This window comes from Shewanella sp. BJSY2023SW005 (genome assembly GCF_047314585.1).
Taxonomy (GTDB): domain Bacteria; phylum Pseudomonadota; class Gammaproteobacteria; order Enterobacterales; family Shewanellaceae; genus Shewanella; species Shewanella algae.
The window spans coordinates 1-22,125 of the sequence record NZ_JBKORJ010000008.1; the positions used below are offsets into that span (position 1 = coordinate 1).

A 22,125-nucleotide genomic window follows, 5' to 3' on the forward strand; every position below is an offset into this window, starting at 1 on the left:
TCAGCAAGGAAACCCCTATGCGATGCGGCGCTTGGTACCGGCGGGAGAAACCCTGCAAAACTGTGAGTGGTATTTAGGTAAATACTGCGACGATGCCTGGGCGGATAAGGCGCGGGAATCTTTCCAGCAGCGCTTGCAAGCCAACCCCGATGATATGCTGAGTCGCTATGCAGCCTCCATGGATGCCGACAGGGCGGCTGAAGCGGCCAAGCAGAAGTATTATGCCCCTATGGTCAAGCAGGCTCTTAGGTATGCTCGGGCTTATGAGGCTGGTGAACTCAGTGAAGCCGATGCCATCAAGGTGGTGACTCTACTCAAAATGGCGGCCAATGATAACTTTGCACCGGCAATGGATATGCTGGCGGGGTCTTTTTACAAAATTATCGGTTTTGAGATGGCCAATTTTTATGCCAAAAGAGCATTTCATCTAGGTTTTAACTCTATAGATGCCATTATCCACGTGAATAGGAAATAGTGGCTTAAAGGAACGAATCGAGATGAAATGCTGGTCGCTTTATCCTATATATATGCCGCTGAAAAGTATTATAGAGAAAGTAATGTCGACTTTATGATTATAAAAAGCCTTGATAAGGGGGGCGCACCTGTAAGTGAAGCCGAAATTTCAGTTGCCAAAGAACAAGCCGAAAAAATCATCTCAGAAATAACACCGGTTATTTATATCGATGCAATTTACGATGTGGAAGCCTATCACTAGCAAGAGCATGGATACGACCAGACCAGGCAAGACAAGATCTCTGCTGGTGTAGTTATATCTCAGCAGAGATCTTAGCAACCCATCCCTGCAAATAAGGAACTCTTGGCCTTGAAGGAGTCCCTAACCATTCGGACCTTCCTGCAGTATTTACCTGTCTAAAGAAGTCACTCCAGATCCAGCGAAAAGGTGCTGATTTTTTGGGATCCCTGGCACCACTCACTTCCTTGTCGAGGCTGCTTAGCGATAACACTTTTCTAGCTTGTATCGAATAGGTTTGGAACCTCTGCCGCCATCCAAGATGCCGGGCAGCTAGAATGATGTGCCAAAGCAGGAAACAATGGGCAAAGAAAAGTGGTCACTGTTTGTAGCATTCGCGACGAGACTCGCCTCGCACCCACTTCTGTTTACCTATATAGAGCGCGTATGGGACCCATAGGTAGCTTTCTTAATGGTCCTTTGCTTCCTTGGTGACTCTCTGGTCTCTGGCATAGGGTTTTGATCGGTTACTGTAATTTAACAAACGCTAATACTTAGGTCTTGGTTTTTTCCCGCTTTTGCAGAATAGGCCACGGATCTTTCTTTATTCACTGTAAGAGATCTCTTACTTTTTGCATTCGAAACTGACTTTTTAATGGCATGCCATCTCTATAAAAAAGTAGTTTTGATTATCTAATGTTCTTAAATTTAGCCTTTTGGGATAATATGCACCCAACTAAAGTATTATATGTTTTAATATTATTGTTTCCTTTGTTAAATAAATGTATTTTCGCCTATTATACTAAGGTCTGAAACGCCGATTGACTATAACTTGTTGGGCTTGTAAGTTAGGTCTGCTTTTGAAATGGACTTACCAGTCGTAAAAGATCTTATATGGAGATAATCTCATGGCGAAAGATGGTTCAGTCGCTCCGAAGGAACGTATTAACATCAAATATGTTCCCTCTACGGGTGATCAACAGAGTGAAATGGAACTTCCTCTTAAGTTGTTGGTTTTAGGTGACTTTAAGGGTCATCCTGAAGACTCTCAATTGGAAGAGCGTAAGACGGTTCAAGTTGATAAATCTAATTTTGAATCCGTTATGAAAGAAGCCAATCTGTCAATTTCTGCGACAGTTGACAATAAATTGACAGATGAAGATGGTGCTGAGTTGTCTGTTGATCTTAAATTCGATTCCCTCAAAGATTTCTCACCTGATTCTATCGGTGAGCAGGTTCCTGAAATTCAAAAGTTAATCGAACTTCGTGAAGCTTTGGTTGCACTTAAGGGACCATTGGGAAATATTCCTGCCTTCAGAGCTAAGTTGCAGGAATTAATTGCAACGGAAGAGTCTAGAGAAAAGCTGCTGAGTGAATTGCAGCAGATGGAACAATAATTCAAGCCAATATAAGCCGTTATGGAGATAGGCTGTGGATTATGTCTCGGATATAGACACAAGTGTAATTGAGGAATCAAAATTCATGGATGTTCAAAATCAAACATCAGGCGCTTCCCAAAGTGCCAATGCAACCCTGCTCGATCAGATAATGGCACAAACCCGGATGGCGCCGGTGGATGAAGGCTATGACATTGCTCGCCGTGGTGTTGCTGCTTTCATCGGTAATATTCTGGAGACAGACAACACTGCCGAGCCGGTCAACAAGGCTCTGGTCGACAAGATGTTGGTTGAGCTGGACAAGAAGATCAGCCAACAGATGGATGCCATTCTGCACAATGAAAAGGTGCAGCAGATAGAATCAGCCTGGCGCAGCCTCAAGCTGTTGGTCGACAGAACCGATTTCCGTGAGAATATCAAAATTGAATTGCTGCACGTCACCAAAGATGAGCTGCTGGATGATTTTGAATTTTCACCGGAAACTGCTCAGTCCGGTCTGTACAAGCATGTTTATTCTGCCGGTTACGGCCAATTCGGTGGTGAGCCTGTTGGCGCTATCGTCGGTAACTATGCCTTCACCCCTTCGACTCAGGATATGAAGCTGCTGCAGTACGTTGGTGCTGTTGGGGCCATGGCTCATGCGCCATTCCTGTCTTCAGTTGCGCCTGAATTCTTCGGTGTCGACTCGTTTGAAGAACTGCCGAATCTCAAGGACCTCAAGTCTACTTTCGAAAGCCCCAAGTACACCAAGTGGCGTGGGCTGCGTGAGTCTGAAGATGCTCGCTACATAGGTCTGACGGCGCCTCGCTTCCTGTTGCGTGTGCCTTATGACCCAATCGATAACCCGGTTCGCAGCTTTAACTATCGTGAAAATGTCAGCGCCAGCCACGAAGATTACCTCTGGGGTAACACGGCGTTTGCTCTGGCTACCCGTTTGACCGAGAGCTTCGCCAAGTATCGCTGGTGTCCTAACATCATTGGCCCACAGAGCGGTGGTGCGGTGGAAGATCTGCCGGTACACGTGTTCGAATCCATGGGCGCTTTGCAGTCCAAGATCCCAACCGAAGTCTTGATCACCGACCGCAAGGAATTTGAACTGGCCGATGAAGGCTTTATCAGCCTGACTATGCGTAAGGGCAGTGACAATGCGGCCTTCTTCTCTGCCAACTCGATTCAAAAACCCAAGGTGTTCCCCAACACCAAGGAAGGCAAGGAAGCCGAGACCAACTACAAGTTGGGTACCCAGATCCCTTACATGATGATCATCAACCGCCTGGCACACTACATCAAGGTGTTGCAGCGTGAGCAGATAGGTTCCTGGAAAGAGCGTCAGGATCTGGAGCGTGAGCTGAACAACTGGATCAAACAGTATGTCGCCGATCAGGAAAACCCACCGGCAGATGTTCGTAGCCGTCGTCCTTTGCGTGCCGCCAAGGTTGAGGTGATGGATGTTCAGGGCGATCCAGGTTGGTATCAGGTTTCCATGGCTGTGCGTCCGCACTTCAAGTACATGGGTGCCAACTTTGAACTGTCGCTGGTAGGACGTTTGGATCAGGAGTAATCACGTTGTTGAACGATGATTTCTCCGGAACTTTTGGTGTCGGCTTCTTTGAACGCTTGGGAGCCGAACGCCAAAGTGGATATGGCGACAGCAGCTTGGATGCTGTCGTCGATTCCATCAAACGTAATGTTTCACATATTCTCAATACCCGCATTGGAGAAAGCCAGAGCTGTCCTGAACTGGGACTGTTCGATTTCAATGATGCCAGTTCCGGCAGTGTGGATCTTGGCCTGAGGATGCGTAACGGAATCAAGGCTTGCCTGAGCCGCTTTGAACCCAGGCTGACAGATATTGATGTCAGCGTGTTGTTCGATGAGGGCAATCCGATGAACCTCAGGTTCCACATCTACGGCAGCATCAGAGTGGCTTCCAACAAGGATAAGTTGAAGATCGATTTGTTATTGGATAACAGTCGCAGATACAGAGTGGTTTAGCAGTGCCTCAGGACAAATACTTCAGGGATGAACTTGCTTTCTTGAGAGAGCAGGGGCGGGAATTTTCGGATATCCATCCGCAGTTGGCGCGTTATCTTCACGGTAACCACACTGATCCCGATATCGAGCGTTTGCTCGAGGGCTTTGCTTTTCTGACCGGTCGACTCAGGGAAAAGATTGACGATGAATTCCCCGAGTTTACTCACTCGATGATCAGCATGCTGTGGCCCAACTATCTCAGGCCTATTCCCAGTCATACCATCATGCGTTTCTATCCGCATGAGAAGGGGATCACCCACAGGCAGGAGATTGCGGCCGGTTGTATGCTGGACAGTCATCCGGTTGAAGGGCAGATCTGCCACTTTCGTACCTGTCGTCCTGTTGATGTTTATCCGGTGCAAATCCGTCATATAGATGCTTCCCATTCCCGGGAAGCTTCTATTATTCAATTGGATTTTGATAACAACAGCGACCTTTCCCTGCTTGAAATGGGGCTGGAAAGCCTCAGGTTTTATCTGGGAGGCCAAAGCTACAGTGCCCAGATGCTGTATCTTTGGTTGAATCATTATCTGGACTCTATCGAAATTGTCGGCGCCCATGGCAGCTATCGCTTGCCGCGCAGCAGCTTTGCGTCAGTAGGATTTGAGGCCGGCAGCGGTATCTTGCCCTATCCGAAAAACGTCTATGAAGGCTACCGGATCCTGCAGGAGTACCTGACATTCCCCGAGGCGTTTCATTTCTTCAATATCAAGGGAATCGCCAAGTGTATCCCCGAATATCTCAAGGGTGACTTCAGCCTCAAACTCACTTTTTCCAAGACGTTGCCTGCCGACGTGCATGTGCGTCAGGATACTTTCCTGCTCTACTGTGTTCCGGCTATCAACCTGTTTGAGCACGACGCCGATCCTATCGATCTCAACGGCAAGCGGGTCGAATACCCGATTGTGCCCTCCAGTCGCCATCCATCTCACTTTGAAATCTTCAGTGTCGACAAGGTGCAGGGTTGGCTGGACTCCAATGAGGGCAGAATGCGCGGCCAACAGCGGATCTATTCGCCGTTTGAGAGTTTCCAACATGAAGTGGAGCGCGCCCGTAATCGCACCGCGCTTTATTACCGGATGCGGGTGCGCGACAGCATGCGCAACGACGGCCTGGATCATTGCCTCTCATTTGTGCGCAGCGATGAAACCCAGTGCCTGGACATGACAGAAGCCGTGTCGGTGACACTGACCTGCTCCAACCGGCAACTGCCGACCAAGTTGGGTAAGGGTGACATCTGCGTCGCCACAGATACATCGCCAAGCTTTGCCCGTTTCAGCAATATCACCGAGCCCAGCCACCCTTTGCGGCCTGTGCTCGATGGCAGTTTGCTGTGGACCCTGATCTCCAACTTGTCGCTCAACTATCTGTCACTGCTGTCCCGTGATGCCATCTGTTCCATTATCCGCGCCTATGACTTCAAGGCGTTGGTCGACAGACAAGCAGAGCGGGTCACCCGGATGCGACTCGACGGCATCAGCAGTATTCAGTCCGGGCCGACCGAAAGAATTGTCAGGGGATTGCCAGTTCGCGGCCTCAAGACAGAGCTGGTGCTCGACCAACAGCATTTCGGCTCCGAGGGCGACCTTTACCTGTTCGGCACTGTGCTGAACCACTTTTTTGCCCTCTACGCCAGCATCAACTCGTTTCATGAGTTGGTGGTTATCAATGCTCATAACAAGGAAAGGTACACATGGGATATCCAGTGCGGTCAACAACCGCTGATATAACCTTTCCGGAGCCGGGTGGCAGCAGGCTGCCGCAGGACTACCGTGAGTACAGCTTTTTCCAGTTGGTGGAGTTATTGCACCAACTGGAAGGCAGAGATCCGGAAGATGCCCAGTGGGAACTGGCCGGTGAGTTGCAGTTCAGCGCCAATCCAAGCCTTGGATTTGCGCCGGCGGATATCTCCATGCTCGAGTCTCTGGGGGATGGGCGCCTGCGGCTGGAGACCTGTTTTCTCGGTCTCAATGGCGCCCAGTCGCCGCTGCCCAGTTACCTGCTGGATATGCTGCTCGACGATGAAGACGGCATTCGGCGCAACTTTCTGGATTTCTTTAATAACAGATTGATTTCCTTGTTGTATCGCCTGTGGCGCAAATACCGTTATTACGTGCGTTTTCAGGACGATGCCAGCGACAGTTTTTCGGCCCAGGTCTACGCCCTGGTGGGGCTGGCCAACGAGGATATCCGCGGCGACACACCAATCAACTGGTGCAAGATGCTGGCCTACGCCGGCATGCTCGCCGGTCGCAGCCGCTCGCCCCAGGCGGTTGCCGGCATAGTGGCGCACTGTTTCGACCTGCCCCAGGTGAGCATTCGCCAATGGCAACTGCGACAGGTGGAGATCCCCGAGTCCCAGCGTTGCCGTTTGGGGATGGCTAACTCCAGGCTGGGGGAAGACACCATGCTTGGGGAGCGGGTCGGCGATCTTTGCGGCAAGTTTGTGCTCTGTATGGAAGAGCTGTCGTTAGAGCGTTTTCGCGATTTTCTGCCATCCGGGAGGGAGTTCCAGCCACTTTGCAAGGTGATGGAAGTGATCCTGCGGGAACAGATGGCCTATGACCTTGAGCTGACGCTCAGGGAAGATGAAGCCCCGCTGCTGCAACTGGGGGAAGAAAAGGGCGGCCAATTGGGATGGTCCTCTTTCCTCGGCAAGGGCGATAGCACGCGCAAGAGCGTATTGATTCAAATCAGGCAATAAAGGGAGGTTGGCCTCTTGAGTAATTTGATTGCGTTGAATGTGGTGAACTCCCAGCTGTTGGAGTCAGGCCTGGTGCCCCACACAAGAATGAACAAGGACGGCGGCCTGATAGGCGCCGGCCCAGGTTGCGAATGGGTGCTCAGGGACAGGGAGCGCACCATAGGCGACTACTTCTGTCGCATCCTCTGGTTGGACGGTCATTTCTGTATTGAAGATCTCTGCGGCCGGGTGTTTCTCAACGGCTCCACCGTGGAGCTGGGGCGGGATCGCAAAGCCCGGCTGAATGAGAACGATCATATCGCCATTGGCCCCTACAAAGTACGGGTGACGCTGCTCGACAGCGAGCAGGCCGATGACCCGGTAACCGGCCAGCTTTCTGAATGGTTCAAGTCTGAGAACGGTTCACTTATTCAGGCTGAAACCGCCGAAGAAGAGGAAGAAACCGATGCCAGCCTGGATGACCCTTTACTGGCACTGGACAGGCAACAACAGGCCGCGGTCAAAAGCGTTGAATTTGACCAGGAATCTGTGACCAAAGAGCAGGAAAACGCCGAATCCCTGCTGGCCAAGGAACTCTACTGGCAAGGCAAGAATTTTACCGCCCAGGCCGACACGGACTTCGATACCGGTTCGGCTATTCATCTGAACAAACGAGCGAAAATGGACAATATTATGGACGAGAATGCACTGGACTTACTGGAATCTGAAGTCAAAAACGGCCTGGGCAATGATTGGCCCGCCGATGAAGGCACCCATATCGCCACCGGCCCTATGCTGCGCGGCTTAGGGGTACAGTTGGGTGATATGAACGACACAGGCACCCAGCAGGCACTGGCCATTGAAATGGGCGCTGCTTTGCAGGCCGCCATTAAAGGCCTGCTGTCACTGCATCAGGACGCGCAAAGCAGCCGTTATGATCTGATCAACAAGAACCTGCAGCCCATCGAAGATAACCCGCTGCGTCTGGGGCTGGATTATCAGGAAACCGTCCGCACTCTGTTTGATGACAACAAGAGCCCGGTGCATCTGTCTCCGGCGGCCGCCATCAGCGAAAGCCTGAATTCCATCGAGCACCACAATGAAGCGGTACAGCATGCCATCACAGAGGCGCTCAACTACATCCTCAAGTCTTTCTCACCCGACACCTTGCTGAGGCGCTTCAGCCAATACCGCAAGGTGAGCGAGTCGGCGCTCAACCCAGGTGATAACTGGGCCTGGGAAATGTACGAGAACTACTACCAGGAGCTGACGTCATCCCGTCAACAGGGCTTCCGTAAACTCTTCTGGGAAGTGTTTGAACAGGCCTATGACAAGAAACTCAGGGAACTGCAAAGGGAATTCTGATGGGACTGATAAGGCTGGGTTTAATCGGGCTTTGTTTGCTTCAGCTGGCCGCTTGCAGCTCGGCATGGAATGCCACCAAGAAAACGGCGCAGGTACTGTGGGACCCTTCCATTCCAGTGGGAGAGGCCAAAGACCTGCCGACACAACTGACCTACAGCATGTATGCGCTCGATAAGGTCAACCCCAATGCGGCCGGCGATGCCACGCCGCTGGAGCTGGTGGTGTACGAGCTGGAAGATGACTCCAAGTTTCTGGCCGCCGACTTTGACTCGCTTAAGGCGGATTACAAAGAGGCGCTCGGCTCCAATTATATCGACCACAGTGACTACACCCTGCTGCCGGGACAGTTCAAGTTTATCGACCATTTCGCTGTCGATGAGGACACCAGATACATAGGCATCATGGCGCATTTCAGTGATCCCGAGGTCGCCCAATGGAAGAAGGTCGTCAAGATCAAACCCATGGGCCGTGAATATCACCTGCTGATGTTTTTCAGTGAGCAGGACATAGTACTGGATAAAGTGGAATAACAATGTCTTCAAGAAACAGAGTGATATGGAGTGAAGGGCTGTTTATCAAGCCTCAGCACTTCCAACAGCAGCAGCGTTATCAGGAATACCTCACTGACGCCAGGCTCAATGCGGTCAGCGGTTACCTCTATGGGATCACCGAGCTTGAACTCAACCCCGAGTATCTCAGCTTTGGTCGCATTGCGATTCAGCGTGCCCGTGGCGTAATGCCGGACGGCACTGTGTTCAACATCCCTCAGGAGGATGTGCTGCCGGACGCACTGGAAGTGGCCGACAGCTCACTGGCCAACCAGATTGTTTACCTGGCGCTGTCGCTGCGCAGTGATTCAATTACCGAAGTGGCCCAGGACGAGCAGGGCGCCGGACGTTATCTCAATCGGCGTCACGAGGTGCGGGACATTCACACCCATCAGGGCGACTTTACCGCCATTGATGTCAGCCCGGTCAGGCTCAGATTGATGCTGGAGAAGGAAGATCGCAGCGCCTACAGCTCGCTGGCCATCGCCCGCATTCTGGAAAAGCGTCCAGATGGCAGTGTGGTGCTGGATCCCAACTTTATTCCCTGCCACTACAATGTCAGCGCCGTGCCGATTTTACACCGTTTCCTCGGAGAGATGGCCGGTCTGATGCGCGAGCGGGCCCGCAATATCGCCCAGCGCCTGGGCTCGCCGAGCCAGGGCGGGGTGGCAGATGTGGCCGATTTCATGTTGCTGCAATCTCTCAACCGCATGCAGCCTGTGTTGCAGCACCAGTCCCTGTCGCGGACCCTGCATCCGGAAACCCTGTATCAGGCTCTGGTCAGTGTTTGTGGCGAGCTGTTCACCTTTACCGATGATAGCCGCATGGCACCGGCGTTTGCCGCCTATGACCACGATATGCCGGTATCGGCCTTCACTCAGGTAATGTCGACTCTGCGTCAGTCTCTCAGCATAGTGCTCGAGCCCAAGGCGGTATCGCTGCAGCTGCACAAACGCAAGTATGGCCTCATGGTGGCGCCGGTGCAGGATCCGGATCTGTTGAAACAGGCCGACTTCATTCTGGCAGTGCGCGCCAGAATGCCGCTGGACGAACTCAAGAAACTGTTTATCCAGCAGACCAAGATCGCCTCGGTGGAGAAGATCCGCGAGCTCATTTCGCTGCAGCTGCCGGGTGTGCCTCTGTCTCCGCTGCCGGTGGCCCCAAGGCAGTTGCCTTACCACGCGGGTTACACCTACTTCCAGCTGGAGCGTTCCAGCCGGGCCTGGGAGATGCTGGTGAATTCCAGCGGTTTTGCCTTCCACGTGGCGGGGGACTTCCCGGAACTCGAACTGCAATTCTGGGCTATCAGGAGCTAAGAAATGGATATCAAAGCAGAAAAACAGCCTATATCGCCTGAGCAGGTCGAAGAGCTGCTCTATGACGAAGCGCAGAACATGAATGCCGATAAAGAGTATTGGTTTCAACTGCGTGGTGACAGCCTCAATGCACTTATCGATGCGGCATCTCCTCTTATCGGCATGGTGTTGCGGGTACGCAAGCTGGCCATCTTGGATGATGTGGAAAAGCTCTATCACAACACTGTGGATGACATCATGGCCATCGAGGCCGAGCTCACCGAGGCGGGCTATGATCGCGCCGAAGTGCTGGCCTATCGCTATGTGCTTTGTTCCTTTATTGATGAAGCCGTGATGAATACCCCCTGGGGCGCCGACAGTGCCTGGGCCGAACATTCGCTGCTGACCCGTTTTCACAATGAAACCTGGGGCGGGGAGAAGGTGTTTGGCATCCTGCAGCGTCTGGAAACCGAACCGAGCAAATATCGTGAACTGCTGGAGTTTATCTACCTGTGTTTCTGCCTGGGTTTCGAAGGGCGCTACAAGGTGGTGGCCAACGGCCGTGAGGAGTTCGACAAGATAGTCAATCGCCTCTACGAAACCCTGCGCCACCTCCGGGAAGAAGAACCGGAACTGCTGACCGGGGCCACAGAGCATGTGGTCAACACCCGTTATCGCCTTGGGCGCCAGATGCCTATTTGGACAGTCTTTGCCGGTTTCGGCCTGATGCTGACCATAGTCTTTCTGTTTTATTCCCTGTCCCTGGCGAACAAGTCCTCGGGCGTGCTCAAGCAACTGTATCAGATCCTGAATTGAGGAAGCTGTGATGATCCGAATTGAACTCACTACCTTGATCGGCAAGCTCAACGCCGTGACCAAACTCGCCATGGAAGAGGCGGCATCACTCTGTATTGCCCGTCAGAACCCGGAAGTGACCTTTATGCACCTGCTGACTTGTCTGCTGGACAATCCGCTGGGTGATGTGCGTCTGCTGCTCAAGGCTGCCGAAGTCGATGCCGAGCAGGTAAGGCAAATTGCCGGTGAAACCCTGCCAAGGGAAGAGAGCCTGGAAACCTATCCGGCATTTTCACCGCTGCTGGTCGAGCTGCTGCAGGATGCCTGGCTGCTTTCAAGCACTGAACTTGGCCAGACGGAACTTAGATCCGGCGCCATCTTCGCCGCCGCACTGATGCAGGCCGAGCGCTACCTGCCAAGGGATCTCGCCACTCTGCTTGGCAGCATTAATCGCGAAACCCTGAGACGGGAATTCAATACCCTGACCCAGGCTTCATCCGAATCGCAAATGGTCAAGGGCGAGCGCGGCGCGCCAGTATTGAATGAGGCCCAATCGTCGCTGGCCAAATACACCAGCAACTTTACCGAGTTGGCCCGCAAAGGCGAACTGGATCCTGTATTGTGCCGGGATGATGAGATCAACCTGATGATCGACATCTTAAGCCGCCGCCGTAAGAACAACCCGATAGTGGTTGGTGATGCCGGTGTGGGCAAGAGTGCCGTGGTGGAAGGTTTGGCGCTGCGTATTTGTGACGGCCGGGTCCCGGATGCACTCAAGGGGGTGCAGCTGTTGTCGCTGGATCTTGGTCTGTTGCAGGCAGGCGCCGCGGTCAAGGGCGAGTTTGAAAAGCGCTTGAAGTCGATTATTGAAGAGGTCAAACAGTCGGCCGAACCCATCATACTCTTTATCGATGAAGCCCATACCATGATAGGCGCCGGCAATCAGGAAGGCGGCGGTGATGCGGCCAACCTGCTCAAACCGGCTCTGGCCCGCGGTGAGCTGCGCACCATAGGCGCCACCACCTGGAAAGAGTACAAGAAGTATTTCGAGAAAGACCCGGCGCTGAGCCGCCGTTTCCAACTGGTGAAACTCGATGAGCCCAGTGTCGAACAGGCGGTGAATATTCTCCGTGGCCTGCACGGGGTCTATGAGTCTTCCCACAATGTATTGATCCAGGACTGCGCCCTGCGCTCAGCGGCTTATCTGTCGGCGCGCTATATCTCCGGCCGTCAGTTGCCCGACAAGGCCATCGATGTGCTGGATACCGCCTGTGCCCGAATCGCCATTAACCTTAGCAGTACGCCTAAGCGTTTGGCGGCATTGGATAACTTGCGCCATCAGCGCCATATGGAAACCGAACTGCTGGAGCGCCAGAAAAAACTCGGTCATCCGGTTGATGAAGAGCGCCTGAATCAGCTGCACCAGGCCCAGGAAGAAGCCGACAGTGAGTATGCCGAGCTGGAATCCCTGTGGCAGCAGCAACAGGCCGGAGTCACTCAAGTAGTGGCCCTGAGACGCGCCATTCTTGATTGTGACGATGAAGCCGAGCTCGAAGGGCTGCGGCTGGAGCTGCAACAGGCCGAAGAATCACTCGAAGCCATCAGTGGCGACCAACGCCTCATTTACCCTCAGGTGGATGAGGCCCAGATAGCGGCAGTCATCTCCGACTGGACCGGCGTGCCGGTATCGCAAATGAGTGGCGATGAGCTGTACAAGATAACCCATCTGCCTGAGCTTTTGGGGCATAGCCTCAAAGGGCAGGATGTGGCCATTGCCCGCCTGCACAAGAATATGCTCACCGCCCGGGCAGACCTGCGCCGCGCCGGACGTCCCAAGGGCGCCTTCCTGTTGGTGGGACCAAGTGGCGTCGGCAAGACAGAAACTGTGGTGCAGATTGCCGAGCAGCTGTACGGCGGCAAGCAATTCCTGACCACTATCAATATGTCCGAATATCAGGAAAAGCACACTGTCTCCCGGCTGATAGGCTCGCCTCCCGGGTATGTCGGTTTCGGTGAGGGCGGTATTCTGACCGAGTCCATCCGCAAGATGCCTTACTCCATAGTGCTGCTTGATGAGGTGGAAAAGGCGCATCCGGATGTGCTGAACCTCTTTTATCAGGCGTTCGATAAGGGCGAATTGGCCGATGGCGAAGGCCGGTTGATTGACTGCCAGAATGTGCTGTTTTTCCTGACCTCCAACCTGGGCTATCAGACGATAGTGGACTACAGCGCCCAGCCAGAGCTGCTGGACGACAAGCTTTACCCTGAGCTGGCGGCCTTCTTCAAGCCTGCGCTGCTGGCGCGAATGGAGATAGTGCCCTATCTGCCGCTGGGTGAAGAGGTGCTCAAGGAGATCATTCACTACAAGCTGGCGTCGCTGGAGCAGCGTTTGCTGGAGCGTTACAAGGCCAAGGTGCATTGTGACGAGGCTCTGGTGGATGAAATCATGCGCCGCGCGACCCGCAGTGAAAACGGCGCCAGGATGCTGGAAGCCATCATAGACGGCCAGGTACTGCCGCCCTTATCGCTGTCGCTGCTCAACAAGCTGGCAGCCAAAGAGGAGGTCAGTGAGATCCATCTGGGCTGCCGTGACGGTGAGTTCTTCGGAGAGGCGCGATAGTGGTGACTGAGCAGTGGTTGGAACAGGCGGCAAAATTGCTGGAATGCCAGCAGTTTGATGGGCTGTTGCAGCAGTTTCTCGAGACTTTGGCATTGGAGTTGGGGCTGGATAACCATCTGTTTCTGGCGCCGGGCTTCGATGGTCGGGAACTCAAGCCACTGTCCTGCCTTGGCCTGTGTGAAGGGATCTCATTGCAGGCGCTTTGTTTGGCGGTTACCGACTTTCGTCATCCGTTTGCCCATGTGTTGCAGACAGGCGAAGCCATGCTGCTGAACAAGGCCCGGCTCGCCTACTGGCAGGAGCACAGCGGTTTTGTCAGCCTGTGCGATCGGGTCGGCAAAGAGCAGGCACTGCTGCTTTTCCCGCTGAGCCATGAGGGTCATGTGCGGGCTATCCTCTGTCTGCGTCTGGCCGAGCAACAGGGCAGTGGTCTGCTTGTCCGTCAGGACTGGCAGCAATATGCCGCCGTCTTTATGCGCCACTGGCAGTTGCTGGATAAGCTGTTGCGGCAGAATTCAGATCAGTCTCAGCTGTCGAGCTCGCTTGATGAACTGCGTCGCCAGCAGCAACAACATGATGCCATGCAACAACTTGGCAAGAACCTGGTGGGCGACAGTCAGGCCATGAGTCAGCTCAGGCAGGAGATAGTGCGTGGCGCGGCCTCACAGTTGTCTGTGTTGGTGCAGGGTGAAACGGGGACGGGCAAAGAACTGGTGGCCCGGGCAATACACGACTTTTCCGAGCGCAGCGGCAAACCTTTTGTGGCGATCAACTGCGCCGCAATACCGGAAAACCTGCTGGAGTCCGAGCTGTTCGGTTATGCCAAGGGGGCCTTTTCCGGTGCCGACAAGGATAAGCAGGGGCTGATAGCCCAGGCGCACCAGGGCACGCTGTTTTTAGATGAAATCGGTGATATGCCTTTGAATCTGCAGTCCAAGTTACTGCGGGTACTGGAAACTGGGCACTACCGGGCACTGGGAGGCAACAAGGAAATCTACGCCGATTTTCGCTTGGTGGCCGCTACCCATGTGAACCTCAAGGAGCAGATCCACAGTGGCGAGTTCCGTCGCGATCTCTTCTACCGCTTGTGCCAGTTTCCACTGCAGGTACCGGCGCTCAGGGAGCGGCTTGAGGATATCCCCGATTTGGCGGCGCACTTTATTGCACTGTTCAATCAGAGTCAGCAGCGACAGATCCCCGGCATCCGCTTCAGCGCCCTCAATCGGCTGAAGAACCACGGCTACCCGGGCAATGTCCGCGAGCTGCGCAATATGCTGGATTATGCCTGCGCCCTCACAGCCGACGGTGTCGAGATAGATACCGCGTCTTTGCCGGCAACGGATTCGGAAATGCCCAAGCCGCAATTGCCTACCGAAGAGGGGCAGGAGTTTGAAGCCATTTCCGATCTCAGGCTGGCGGTAGCTCAGTTTGAGCGGGCGGTGATCAGCGCCAGATTGAAGGCCTGCAACGGTGACAGAGCCAAAGCAGCCGTCAGTCTGGGAATGCCGAAACGCACCTTTTCCCACAAATGCCAGAAGTTGGAGATTAACGAATAATGTCAAGGATTCAAGGCGTTATATTTTTATGCCTGTGGGGGCTGGCCGCTTCGGCTCAGGCCTCGGACGACACAGTGGCCAAGGCAGAGGCTTGTACCCAAATCCCCTCCAGACTGGAGCGACTGGCTTGTTTCGATGAGCTGTTCAACACTCCGGTGGCAACCGTGGTGCCGCAGCAAACCACTGACAGCAGCCCTTATCCCGAGGCGTTTCAGGTTGCCATGGCGTCCGAGAAAAATCGTCAGCAGGGCATGGCCTTTATTGCCGGGCATCAAGCGGATGCCGTAGAAGATCTCTGGTTGACCGCACCCGCCATAGGCGCCTTGCCACCGCGTCCGGTACTTATGCTCAGCTGCATCGACGATATCAGCCGGGTCGAGCTGATGTTGCCCACTGCGTTGGAAGATGGCTGGGCCCAGGTAGGGCTGCAGATCAACGGCGTCGAGCAGCAATCACAGCGCTGGCTCAGTGATGATACCGGCTATATCTTCCGCACCGGCCGCGGCCTGCCGGCCATTCAGGTGATGAAAGCCCTGATCCGCGGCGACGATGTGCGCCTGCGTTCGGCCAACAAGGCGATAGACGGCTTGCAGTTTGATACCCGAGAACTTGGCAGTGCGCTCAAGCCACTGCGCCAATCTTGCAGGTGGTGATAGATGGATCTGAATCAATACCTGGATAAAGTCAGCCGCCCCATCAGTGAGGCCAATCCCATAGGAGAGCGCCTCAGCGATGATGTGCTGTTTGACTATGTGGAAGGCCAGATGATGAAGGTGGGGTCGCTTTCGCATTCCGAAGTGCAATGGCATGAGGTGGAAAGTGCGGCCTTAAAGTTGCTGGAAACCAAGAGCAAGGATTTGAAACTGCTCACCTATTTGCTGCAGTGCCTGCAGCATCAGTGCAGTTTGGAGCGTTTCTCCTGCTCGCTGGCACTGCTGGAGCGTTTTATGGCCTCCTTCTGGGAGACTTGCCATCCGGCGCCGGGCCCCAGAGGCGTGTTGCCCAGGCGCAAGTTTTTCGCCCAAATAGTACAGCGAACCCTGAAAGCGGCCGAAGGGCTGGATACCGATTTTTGCGATCCCGACACCAAGTCGGTATTGCTGCAGTCTCTCAAGGCTCTGTGTGATACCGCGGCCGCCAAAGAGTTGCCTGTGGATGAACTGCAGGCCCTGGAGGCCAAGCTCAAGCGCCGTTTCAGCAGTGAGCCTGCCAACAAGCCCAAACCCGAGCAGGAATCCAGCGCCGGTGAAAGCCGCAGTAGCAGTGAAAGCAGGGATATGCCCAGGCTGGAGATAGACAACAGCAGTGACAAGGCTACCAAGCAAGCTCTGCTCAAGGTGGCAGACTTTATCGCCGAGAATCCGGCGGGCATGGCGCTTGGCCTCAGGCTTAGACGCTTTGCCATCTGGTTCAGTGTGACCTCGGCGCCGGAAAATGCCAATGCCAAGGGCGAAACCAGCCTGATGCCTATCTCTGCCGACAGAGTGGCCGAGTATCGAAGCCAGTTGGCCAAGAGTCCGGATCTGGCGCTGCTCAGACGCATAGAGCAGAGCCTTAGCCTGAGTCCTTTCTGGATTGACGGTCATTGTCTCAGTGCCCAATTGGCACAGACCTTGGGGCAGCCGGCCTGGGCTCAGGCGATTCTGGAGGAAACGGCGGCCTTTGTTGAACGTCTGCCTGCACTTTTGGATATGTCATTCAAAGGCGGCGTGCCTTTTGTTTCCAAAGAAACCCGCAGTTGGCTCAACGGCAGCGAGCAGCAGGGTTCAGGCTCGGCCGAAGGCAACAGTTACGAGCAGGAAATTTGGGAACTGGCCGCCAGTGGCGGGTTGTCGCTGGCATTTGCGGCGCTCAACGAAAAACTGCACAAGGCCACTGAGCCGAGGGACAAGTTCTATCTGCGGCTGCTGGGGGCCGACTTGAAAGACAAACACCAGTTAGGGGCCATGGCAGAGGTGGAGTACCAAGTGCTGCTTGGCCAGGCCACGGACACCAGTCTGGCGGATTGGGAGCCGGGTCTGATGTCTCGTTTACAACAAAAAGTCAATCTGAGTTAGGTACAGGGAAATGTATATGTGGTCGATGATCAAATCCTTTTTGAGGAAACTGCTGCCGGAACTGAAGTCGGCGCTGCCCATTTTGCTGGTGGCTATCTTCGTTCTGGTCAATGTGGCGATTTGGTGGGCTGGCCCCTGGCTGGAGCTGGACGGTGAGAAACCGTTGGCATCGACAACGGCCCGAATTATAGCCAGCACCATCTTCTCCCTGTCCTGCTTTACTATTTGGGGTTGGGTGCAGTGGCGTCGTCTGCTGCGTATCGGCGCCTTGAAAGTTAGGGAGCAGCAGCTCAAGGAAGACCCGGTGAAGATCCTGGTGGAACGCCAGGAGCAGGAACTCAACGAGGTGATGGTGGGCATGAAAGAAAGCCTCAACACCCGTAATTACCTGTACGCCTTGCCTTGGTTCCTGGTGCTTGGGGTGGAAAACGCCGGTAAGACCAGCCTAATTAACCGCTCCGGGCAGAAGTTTGTTTTCTCTTCCGTTATGCGCGCCTCGGGCAAGAAGTCTGAAAACCCTTTCTCTTTTGACTGGTGGATAGGTGACGATGCCGTACTGATTGACCCGGACGGTGAGCTGTTGACCCAGAAGCCTTCGGTAACCAGCCCGGATGGCGAGACAGAGCGCCGCCTGTGGTTGCACTTTGTCGAGTGGCTGGAGCGCACCCGCAGTCGCCGCCCCCTGAACGGCGTGGTGTTGGCGCTGGATATGGCCAGCCTGGTCAGCGATCCTGTGGCCGAACGCAAGGCCTACGCCCACTTGTTGCGTGCCAGATTGCGCGAGCTGATGGAAACCCTGTCAACTCGTCTGCCCGTGTATATCACCCTGACCAAACTGGATCTGCTGCTGGGATTCGAGCCCTTCTTCCGCCATTTCACCCAGGCGCAGCGGGATGAGATCCTCGGTTTCACCTTCTCCCTGAACTCGGTCAACGATCTCGACAGCTGGCTCAATGAGTTTGATCAGGATTGGCAAGACTTTATTCAGCGCATCAATGCCGGCCTACCAAGGGCGCTGCTGCAGTGCCGCGACAAGGAAGAACGCTCGGCCATCTACAGCTTCTCACGTCAGATTGCCGGAGCCCACAAGGTGCTGCGTGAGTTTTTCGTCGATGCGTTGGCAAGCGATCAGTTCTCGACCTCGGCACTGGTACGCGGGGTTTATATGACCTCTGTTTACCAGCAAGGGGTGCCGACAGATGCCTATGTGGATGGCGCTTCCCGCCGTTATGGCCTGAGTGAGTCGGTCAATAGTGCCCAGCGCAGTGAAAACTCTACTCCCTATTTCACCCGTTCGCTTTTTACCCGCATCATATATCCGGAAGCGGGTCTGGCTTCGGACAACTTCAAGGTGGCCAAGCAAAAACGTCGCATCATGGCGCTGTCCTTTGTGGCCTGCTCTATCGCCTCAGTGCTCTTGATAGGCAGCTGGCACAGATACTACCTGCTCAACAGCGCTCAGGCCGATGCCGTGCTGAGTAAGGTGAATGAATACAACGAGCTTATCGATAACACCAATTTCGATCCGCTGGCCCGCAATGTGATCCCGCCACTGAACACCATTCGGGCGGCCACGCTGGAGTTTGGTTTCTTCCGTGACAAGCCGAGGTTAATCTCAGATCTCGGCCTCTACCAGGGTCACACCATAGGACCCAAGGTGGAAGAGACCTATCTGAACCTGCTGTCCTATCGTTATCTGCCGATACTGCTCCGGCAAGTGGCGCGGGATCTGGCCGATGCGCCAGAAGGCAGTGATGAAAAACTGGCGGTATTGCGGGTATTCAGAATGCTGGCTGATAAGAGTGGCCGCCGCGACAGCTTTGTTCGCGAATACTTTGCCGATGTTTGGCAGAAGGCCTATGAAGGCAATCGTGAACTGCAGACCCAACTGATGGAGCATCTGGATTACGCCTTGTTGCACACAGACTTGCAGCATGCACGGCTGGAGTCCAATCCGGACGCCGAGACTGTGCTCAAGCCATTCGATACCATGGTGGCCCAGGCCCAGAATGAGCTGAGTCTGCTGCCGATAGAACAGCGGGTATACAGATACCTCAAGTCCTCTTCGGTATCTCAGTTGGGGGCACCGCTGGATCTGCGTTTGACCGTTGGCCCGGCCAATGAATTGGTGTTTGACTCCCAGATAGCGGCGCAGGATCCTGAGATCTTCAAGATCCCGAAAATACTCACCAAACAAGGTTTTGAGCGCTTCTTTATCCCGAGATCTGATTCAGTTGCCGAGCTGGCGTTGATTGACAGCTGGGTACTCGGCCAGGCTCACAGCACAGACTTCAGCGATGCCGACAAGACGGCGCTGCGCAACAAGATCGTGGCCCAATATCTGGCCGACTATAACGCCAGCTGGCGCCGGGCGCTGAATGGCTTTGAACTGAAGAATTTCGAAGACATCAACCAGGCGGTGTTGGTACTGGATAACGTAGCCATGAGTAACAAGCCGCTGTCGCGCCTGCTGGAAACGCTGGGCAGCAATACCCAACTGTTCCCGGATATGCCGGATGATGATCAGGCCCGTCAGGCGCTGCTCAAGTCGCCTCAGTATCGTATCGCCTCGACCATAGATGGTGACTTTGTCGAACTGAACCAGATGCTCAAGTCCCAGGACGGTAAGCCGGCTTATCTGGATGAAGTGATGGAAGCCGTGGTGCGCCTGCACGCTTATCTGCGCGGGATCCAAAACTCCCCGGATGTGGGCAAGGCGGCACTGAAGGCGGCTCAGGAAAGGCTCAAGCTCAACGATGCCGACCCTGTTTACGCGCTGGAACGTATTTCCGATGGCCTGCCCAAGCCGCTGGACTCCATGGTGTCCAAGTTGGCCAAGGAGAGCTGGAAGGTCGTGCTGCAGAGTGCTATCAAGCATCTTGAAGTGCGTTGGTACAACGAAGTGTATATGGAGTTCCAGCAGAATCTGGCATCCCGTTATCCCTTCAATCCCAAGGCCACTAAACAGGTGTCGATTGCCGATTTTGAACGCTTCTTCGGCCCGCAAGGCACGTTGAATACCTTCTATGATCAGCAGATGCGGATGTTCCTGGAAGAAAACATGGATCAGCTCAACCAACTGGCAGGCAGTGAAACCGGCCTGATCCGTAAAGAGGTCTTGCAGGCGATAGAGCAGGCGAAACAGATCCAGACTGCCTTCTTCAACCTCAAGGGCAACCTGGACGTACAGTTCACCCTGGAGCCACTGCAGATGAGCCCCAACAAGCGTCGTAGTGTGATCAACGTCGATGGCCAGTACGTGGAATACACCCATGGCCCACGTCGCGCCATCGAATTGGTATGGCCCAACACCTTGCGGGAAACGGCCGAGAGTAAGCTGACTTTGGTGCCAAGCGAAGTGAATATGTCACCGCGTTCCTTGAGCTACGAAGGCCCATGGGCATTCTTCAGGCTGCTCGACAGCGCCAGGATCACCGGCTCCAGCTCGACCAGTGTGGATTATCAGTTCAATGTGGATAAGGGCGATATCTCCTATCGGATCCACACGGCAGACAACAGTAATCCCTTTACCTCAAATCTGCTCAGCAACTATCAGTTGCCTAAAACACTCTACTGAGCCGCCGGGCTTCCACAGCGTGGAAGCCCAATTCCCCTGTGGGACTCAACTTAATGGAATTTGAGGTGTACCAAGTTGATACAGCAAACAACAGTGAATGCCGGATGGTTCAGAATGACCGCAGCACCGGCTCAGCTTCGGGAAGATAACCGCTATCAGCAGATGCGTAGTGAGATCAACCGGCGCCAATCTCCCTTCAGTGGTGGGACGGATTGGGAAAAGGTCTATGATCTTGCTGCCACTCTGGCGATGACAGATGGGGTGGATCTACTGGCGGCCAGCTACTTTTCGGTAGCTGCGGCCAAGACCCGCGGCATTGCCGGTTTGGCATCCGGGCTGGAGTTACTGTTAACCGTGTTGGCGCACTCGAAAGAGATGGGCACTATCAGCCCGGAAAAGTGCGCCGAAATACTTAACTGGGCCATAGGTAAGTTGTTGCCGGAGCTCAAGGATATGCAGGCTACTGAAGGCAATATCCGTGAGTGGTATCGTTGTGAATATGCCTGTCAGCAGCTGTTTGAGCTGATGCAGGCGCGTCAACCCAAGCAGATGCCAAACCTGGATGCGCTCGGCTTTCAAATCTTCGACAAGATTGATGGCGTTAAACAACCGGCCAAGCGACCCGCTGTTACCACAAGTGCTCAGCAGCAGGCTAATTCCAAGGGGTTAAGTTGGCCGCTGGGACTAATCCTCTTGTTGCTGGCATTGACGGCGGGACACTTTGCCGAACCTTTGGGGCTGACTATAGGGCAGAAGTTCTGGCCGGAGCGATTTGCGCCCAAGCCACCCGAGCAGGTGACCCAGTTGCCGACTGAAACGGCATTGCCGCTGTGGCAGAAGATAGATCAGCTATTTGCCGCCGCACCTTTGGCCAATGATGAACCATATGTTTATCCCGAGCAGGTAGATTATCTGTTGGAGCTGGACAAGTATTTCCAGCGTTTTGCCGCCAGTCGCACCCGAGCGGCCAACTTAAGCAAAGAGTTACAGCAATGGCAGGGGCTTGATGCCAACAAACTCAGTGTGCTGCAGCGTCAGTCACGGGATATGGCCGAGTATGCCAGCAGCCTGTCCCCCGTGTTGGCCAGAGCCTACTTCATCGATGAGCTGCTCAAGCAACAGCAAAATGAGCGGGCAGCTCAGGAGCTGACACTGCTGGACAGGCAACTGAAATCCCTGCTGATCAAGCGCACTTTGTTGGCCCAGAGTTTGGGGCTCACTCAGGCTTCTGGCGTTACAAATGACCCGGCAGCCAAAACCGCCCCAGACTCGAATAAAGCGCCAATGGCGGCGGGTTCAGATAGAGCTAATGTCCAAGATGCGGCCGACGTTCAAGATGTTGTTATGTAATACAAGAATTCCCCTGTTTGGCCGCCTTTGTGTCCGCTCTTGAACTCTGGCCTTTGGCGGCTTTCGGGCAAGAATTTGCCCGGCGAGCAAAAAATTGCCCGGGTTCGGGCAAGAAATTGCCCGGAGAGCGGGTGTGGGTTTGGATGTTGTTGTAAAA

Annotated in this window: 17 protein-coding genes; all 17 read left to right on the forward strand. The window is 54.2% G+C overall.

Features of this window, described 5'->3' with window-relative positions; genetic code table 11:
• On the forward strand, positions 1–475 hold a 475-nt coding region (locus ACMHXI_RS00990), incomplete at its 5' end, for a hypothetical protein (protein ID WP_413733768.1).
• A gap of 27 nt (positions 476–502) precedes the next feature.
• Positions 503–715, forward strand: coding sequence for a hypothetical protein (locus ACMHXI_RS00995; protein WP_208184413.1), 213 nt, complete (start codon positions 503–505; stop codon positions 713–715).
• An 884-nt stretch (positions 716–1,599) separates the two neighbouring features.
• Positions 1,600–2,088, forward strand: coding sequence for a type VI secretion system contractile sheath small subunit (gene tssB / locus ACMHXI_RS01000; protein WP_025012103.1), 489 nt, complete (start codon positions 1,600–1,602; stop codon positions 2,086–2,088).
• Between the two features lie 85 nt (positions 2,089–2,173).
• Positions 2,174–3,649 (forward strand): type VI secretion system contractile sheath large subunit, encoded by a 1,476-nt coding sequence (gene tssC, locus ACMHXI_RS01005; protein WP_025889984.1) that lies wholly within the window; start codon positions 2,174–2,176, stop codon positions 3,647–3,649.
• 5 nt (positions 3,650–3,654) lie between these two features.
• A complete protein-coding gene (tssE, locus tag ACMHXI_RS01010; protein ID WP_051472870.1) occupies positions 3,655–4,083 on the forward strand; it encodes a type VI secretion system baseplate subunit TssE in 429 nt (142 codons plus the stop codon).
• Between the two features lie 2 nt (positions 4,084–4,085).
• A complete protein-coding gene (gene tssF, locus ACMHXI_RS01015; RefSeq protein ID WP_413733771.1) occupies positions 4,086–5,852 on the forward strand; it encodes a type VI secretion system baseplate subunit TssF in 1,767 nt (588 codons plus the stop codon).
• Positions 5,828–6,826: a type VI secretion system baseplate subunit TssG gene (tssG, locus tag ACMHXI_RS01020; RefSeq protein ID WP_413733773.1), complete on the forward strand. Its 999-nt coding sequence runs from the start codon at positions 5,828–5,830 to the stop codon at positions 6,824–6,826. The genes tssF and tssG overlap by 25 nt, the downstream gene beginning before the upstream one ends.
• Positions 6,827–6,841: 15 nt before the next feature.
• On the forward strand, positions 6,842–8,170 hold the full coding sequence (tagH, locus tag ACMHXI_RS01025) for a type VI secretion system-associated FHA domain protein TagH (protein ID WP_028781259.1): 1,329 nt from the start codon (positions 6,842–6,844) through the stop codon (positions 8,168–8,170).
• Positions 8,170–8,700, forward strand: coding sequence for a type VI secretion system lipoprotein TssJ (gene tssJ / locus ACMHXI_RS01030; protein WP_025889986.1), 531 nt, complete (start codon positions 8,170–8,172; stop codon positions 8,698–8,700). The genes tagH and tssJ overlap by 1 nt, the downstream gene beginning before the upstream one ends.
• Positions 8,701–8,702: 2 nt before the next feature.
• Positions 8,703–10,034: a type VI secretion system baseplate subunit TssK gene (tssK, locus tag ACMHXI_RS01035; protein ID WP_025889987.1), complete on the forward strand. Its 1,332-nt coding sequence runs from the start codon at positions 8,703–8,705 to the stop codon at positions 10,032–10,034.
• Positions 10,035–10,037: 3 nt separating this feature from the next.
• On the forward strand, positions 10,038–10,829 hold the full coding sequence (gene icmH, locus ACMHXI_RS01040) for a type IVB secretion system protein IcmH/DotU (protein ID WP_028781258.1): 792 nt from the start codon (positions 10,038–10,040) through the stop codon (positions 10,827–10,829).
• A gap of 10 nt (positions 10,830–10,839) precedes the next feature.
• Positions 10,840–13,428: a type VI secretion system ATPase TssH gene (gene tssH / locus ACMHXI_RS01045; protein ID WP_413733776.1), complete on the forward strand. Its 2,589-nt coding sequence runs from the start codon at positions 10,840–10,842 to the stop codon at positions 13,426–13,428.
• A 2-nt stretch (positions 13,429–13,430) separates the two neighbouring features.
• Positions 13,431–14,984, forward strand: coding sequence for a sigma-54 interaction domain-containing protein (locus ACMHXI_RS01050; RefSeq protein WP_145840128.1), 1,554 nt, complete (start codon positions 13,431–13,433; stop codon positions 14,982–14,984).
• On the forward strand, positions 14,984–15,637 hold the full coding sequence (gene vasI, locus ACMHXI_RS01055) for a type VI secretion system-associated protein VasI (RefSeq protein ID WP_025012072.1): 654 nt from the start codon (positions 14,984–14,986) through the stop codon (positions 15,635–15,637). Before ACMHXI_RS01050 ends, vasI begins: the two co-directional genes overlap by 1 nt.
• 3 nt (positions 15,638–15,640) lie before the next feature.
• A complete protein-coding gene (gene tssA, locus ACMHXI_RS01060; protein WP_044733764.1) occupies positions 15,641–17,041 on the forward strand; it encodes a type VI secretion system protein TssA in 1,401 nt (466 codons plus the stop codon).
• A 16-nt stretch (positions 17,042–17,057) separates the two neighbouring features.
• Positions 17,058–20,618: a type VI secretion system membrane subunit TssM gene (tssM, locus tag ACMHXI_RS01065; protein WP_044733765.1), complete on the forward strand. Its 3,561-nt coding sequence runs from the start codon at positions 17,058–17,060 to the stop codon at positions 20,616–20,618.
• Between the two features lie 75 nt (positions 20,619–20,693).
• Positions 20,694–21,968: a type VI secretion system ImpA family N-terminal domain-containing protein gene (locus tag ACMHXI_RS01070; protein WP_208184415.1), complete on the forward strand. Its 1,275-nt coding sequence runs from the start codon at positions 20,694–20,696 to the stop codon at positions 21,966–21,968.
• Positions 21,969–22,125: the final 157 nt, after the last annotated feature.

What these genes read in the sequence shown, in the direction of transcription:
- ACMHXI_RS00995 (WP_208184413.1), top strand. Translation starts at nt 503, where the DNA reads ATGCTGGTCGCTTTATCCTATATATATGCCGCTGAAAAGTATTATAGA.
- tssB (WP_025012103.1), top strand. Translation starts at nt 1,600, where the DNA reads ATGGCGAAAGATGGTTCAGTCGCTCCGAAGGAACGTATTAACATCAAA.
- tssC (WP_025889984.1), top strand. Translation starts at nt 2,174, where the DNA reads ATGGATGTTCAAAATCAAACATCAGGCGCTTCCCAAAGTGCCAATGCA.
- tssJ (WP_025889986.1), top strand. Translation starts at nt 8,170, where the DNA reads ATGGGACTGATAAGGCTGGGTTTAATCGGGCTTTGTTTGCTTCAGCTG.
- tssK (WP_025889987.1), top strand. Translation starts at nt 8,703, where the DNA reads ATGTCTTCAAGAAACAGAGTGATATGGAGTGAAGGGCTGTTTATCAAG.
- icmH (WP_028781258.1), top strand. Translation starts at nt 10,038, where the DNA reads ATGGATATCAAAGCAGAAAAACAGCCTATATCGCCTGAGCAGGTCGAA.
- tssH (WP_413733776.1), top strand. Translation starts at nt 10,840, where the DNA reads ATGATCCGAATTGAACTCACTACCTTGATCGGCAAGCTCAACGCCGTG.
- vasI (WP_025012072.1), top strand. Translation starts at nt 14,984, where the DNA reads ATGTCAAGGATTCAAGGCGTTATATTTTTATGCCTGTGGGGGCTGGCC.
- tssA (WP_044733764.1), top strand. Translation starts at nt 15,641, where the DNA reads ATGGATCTGAATCAATACCTGGATAAAGTCAGCCGCCCCATCAGTGAG.
- tssM (WP_044733765.1), top strand. Translation starts at nt 17,058, where the DNA reads ATGTGGTCGATGATCAAATCCTTTTTGAGGAAACTGCTGCCGGAACTG.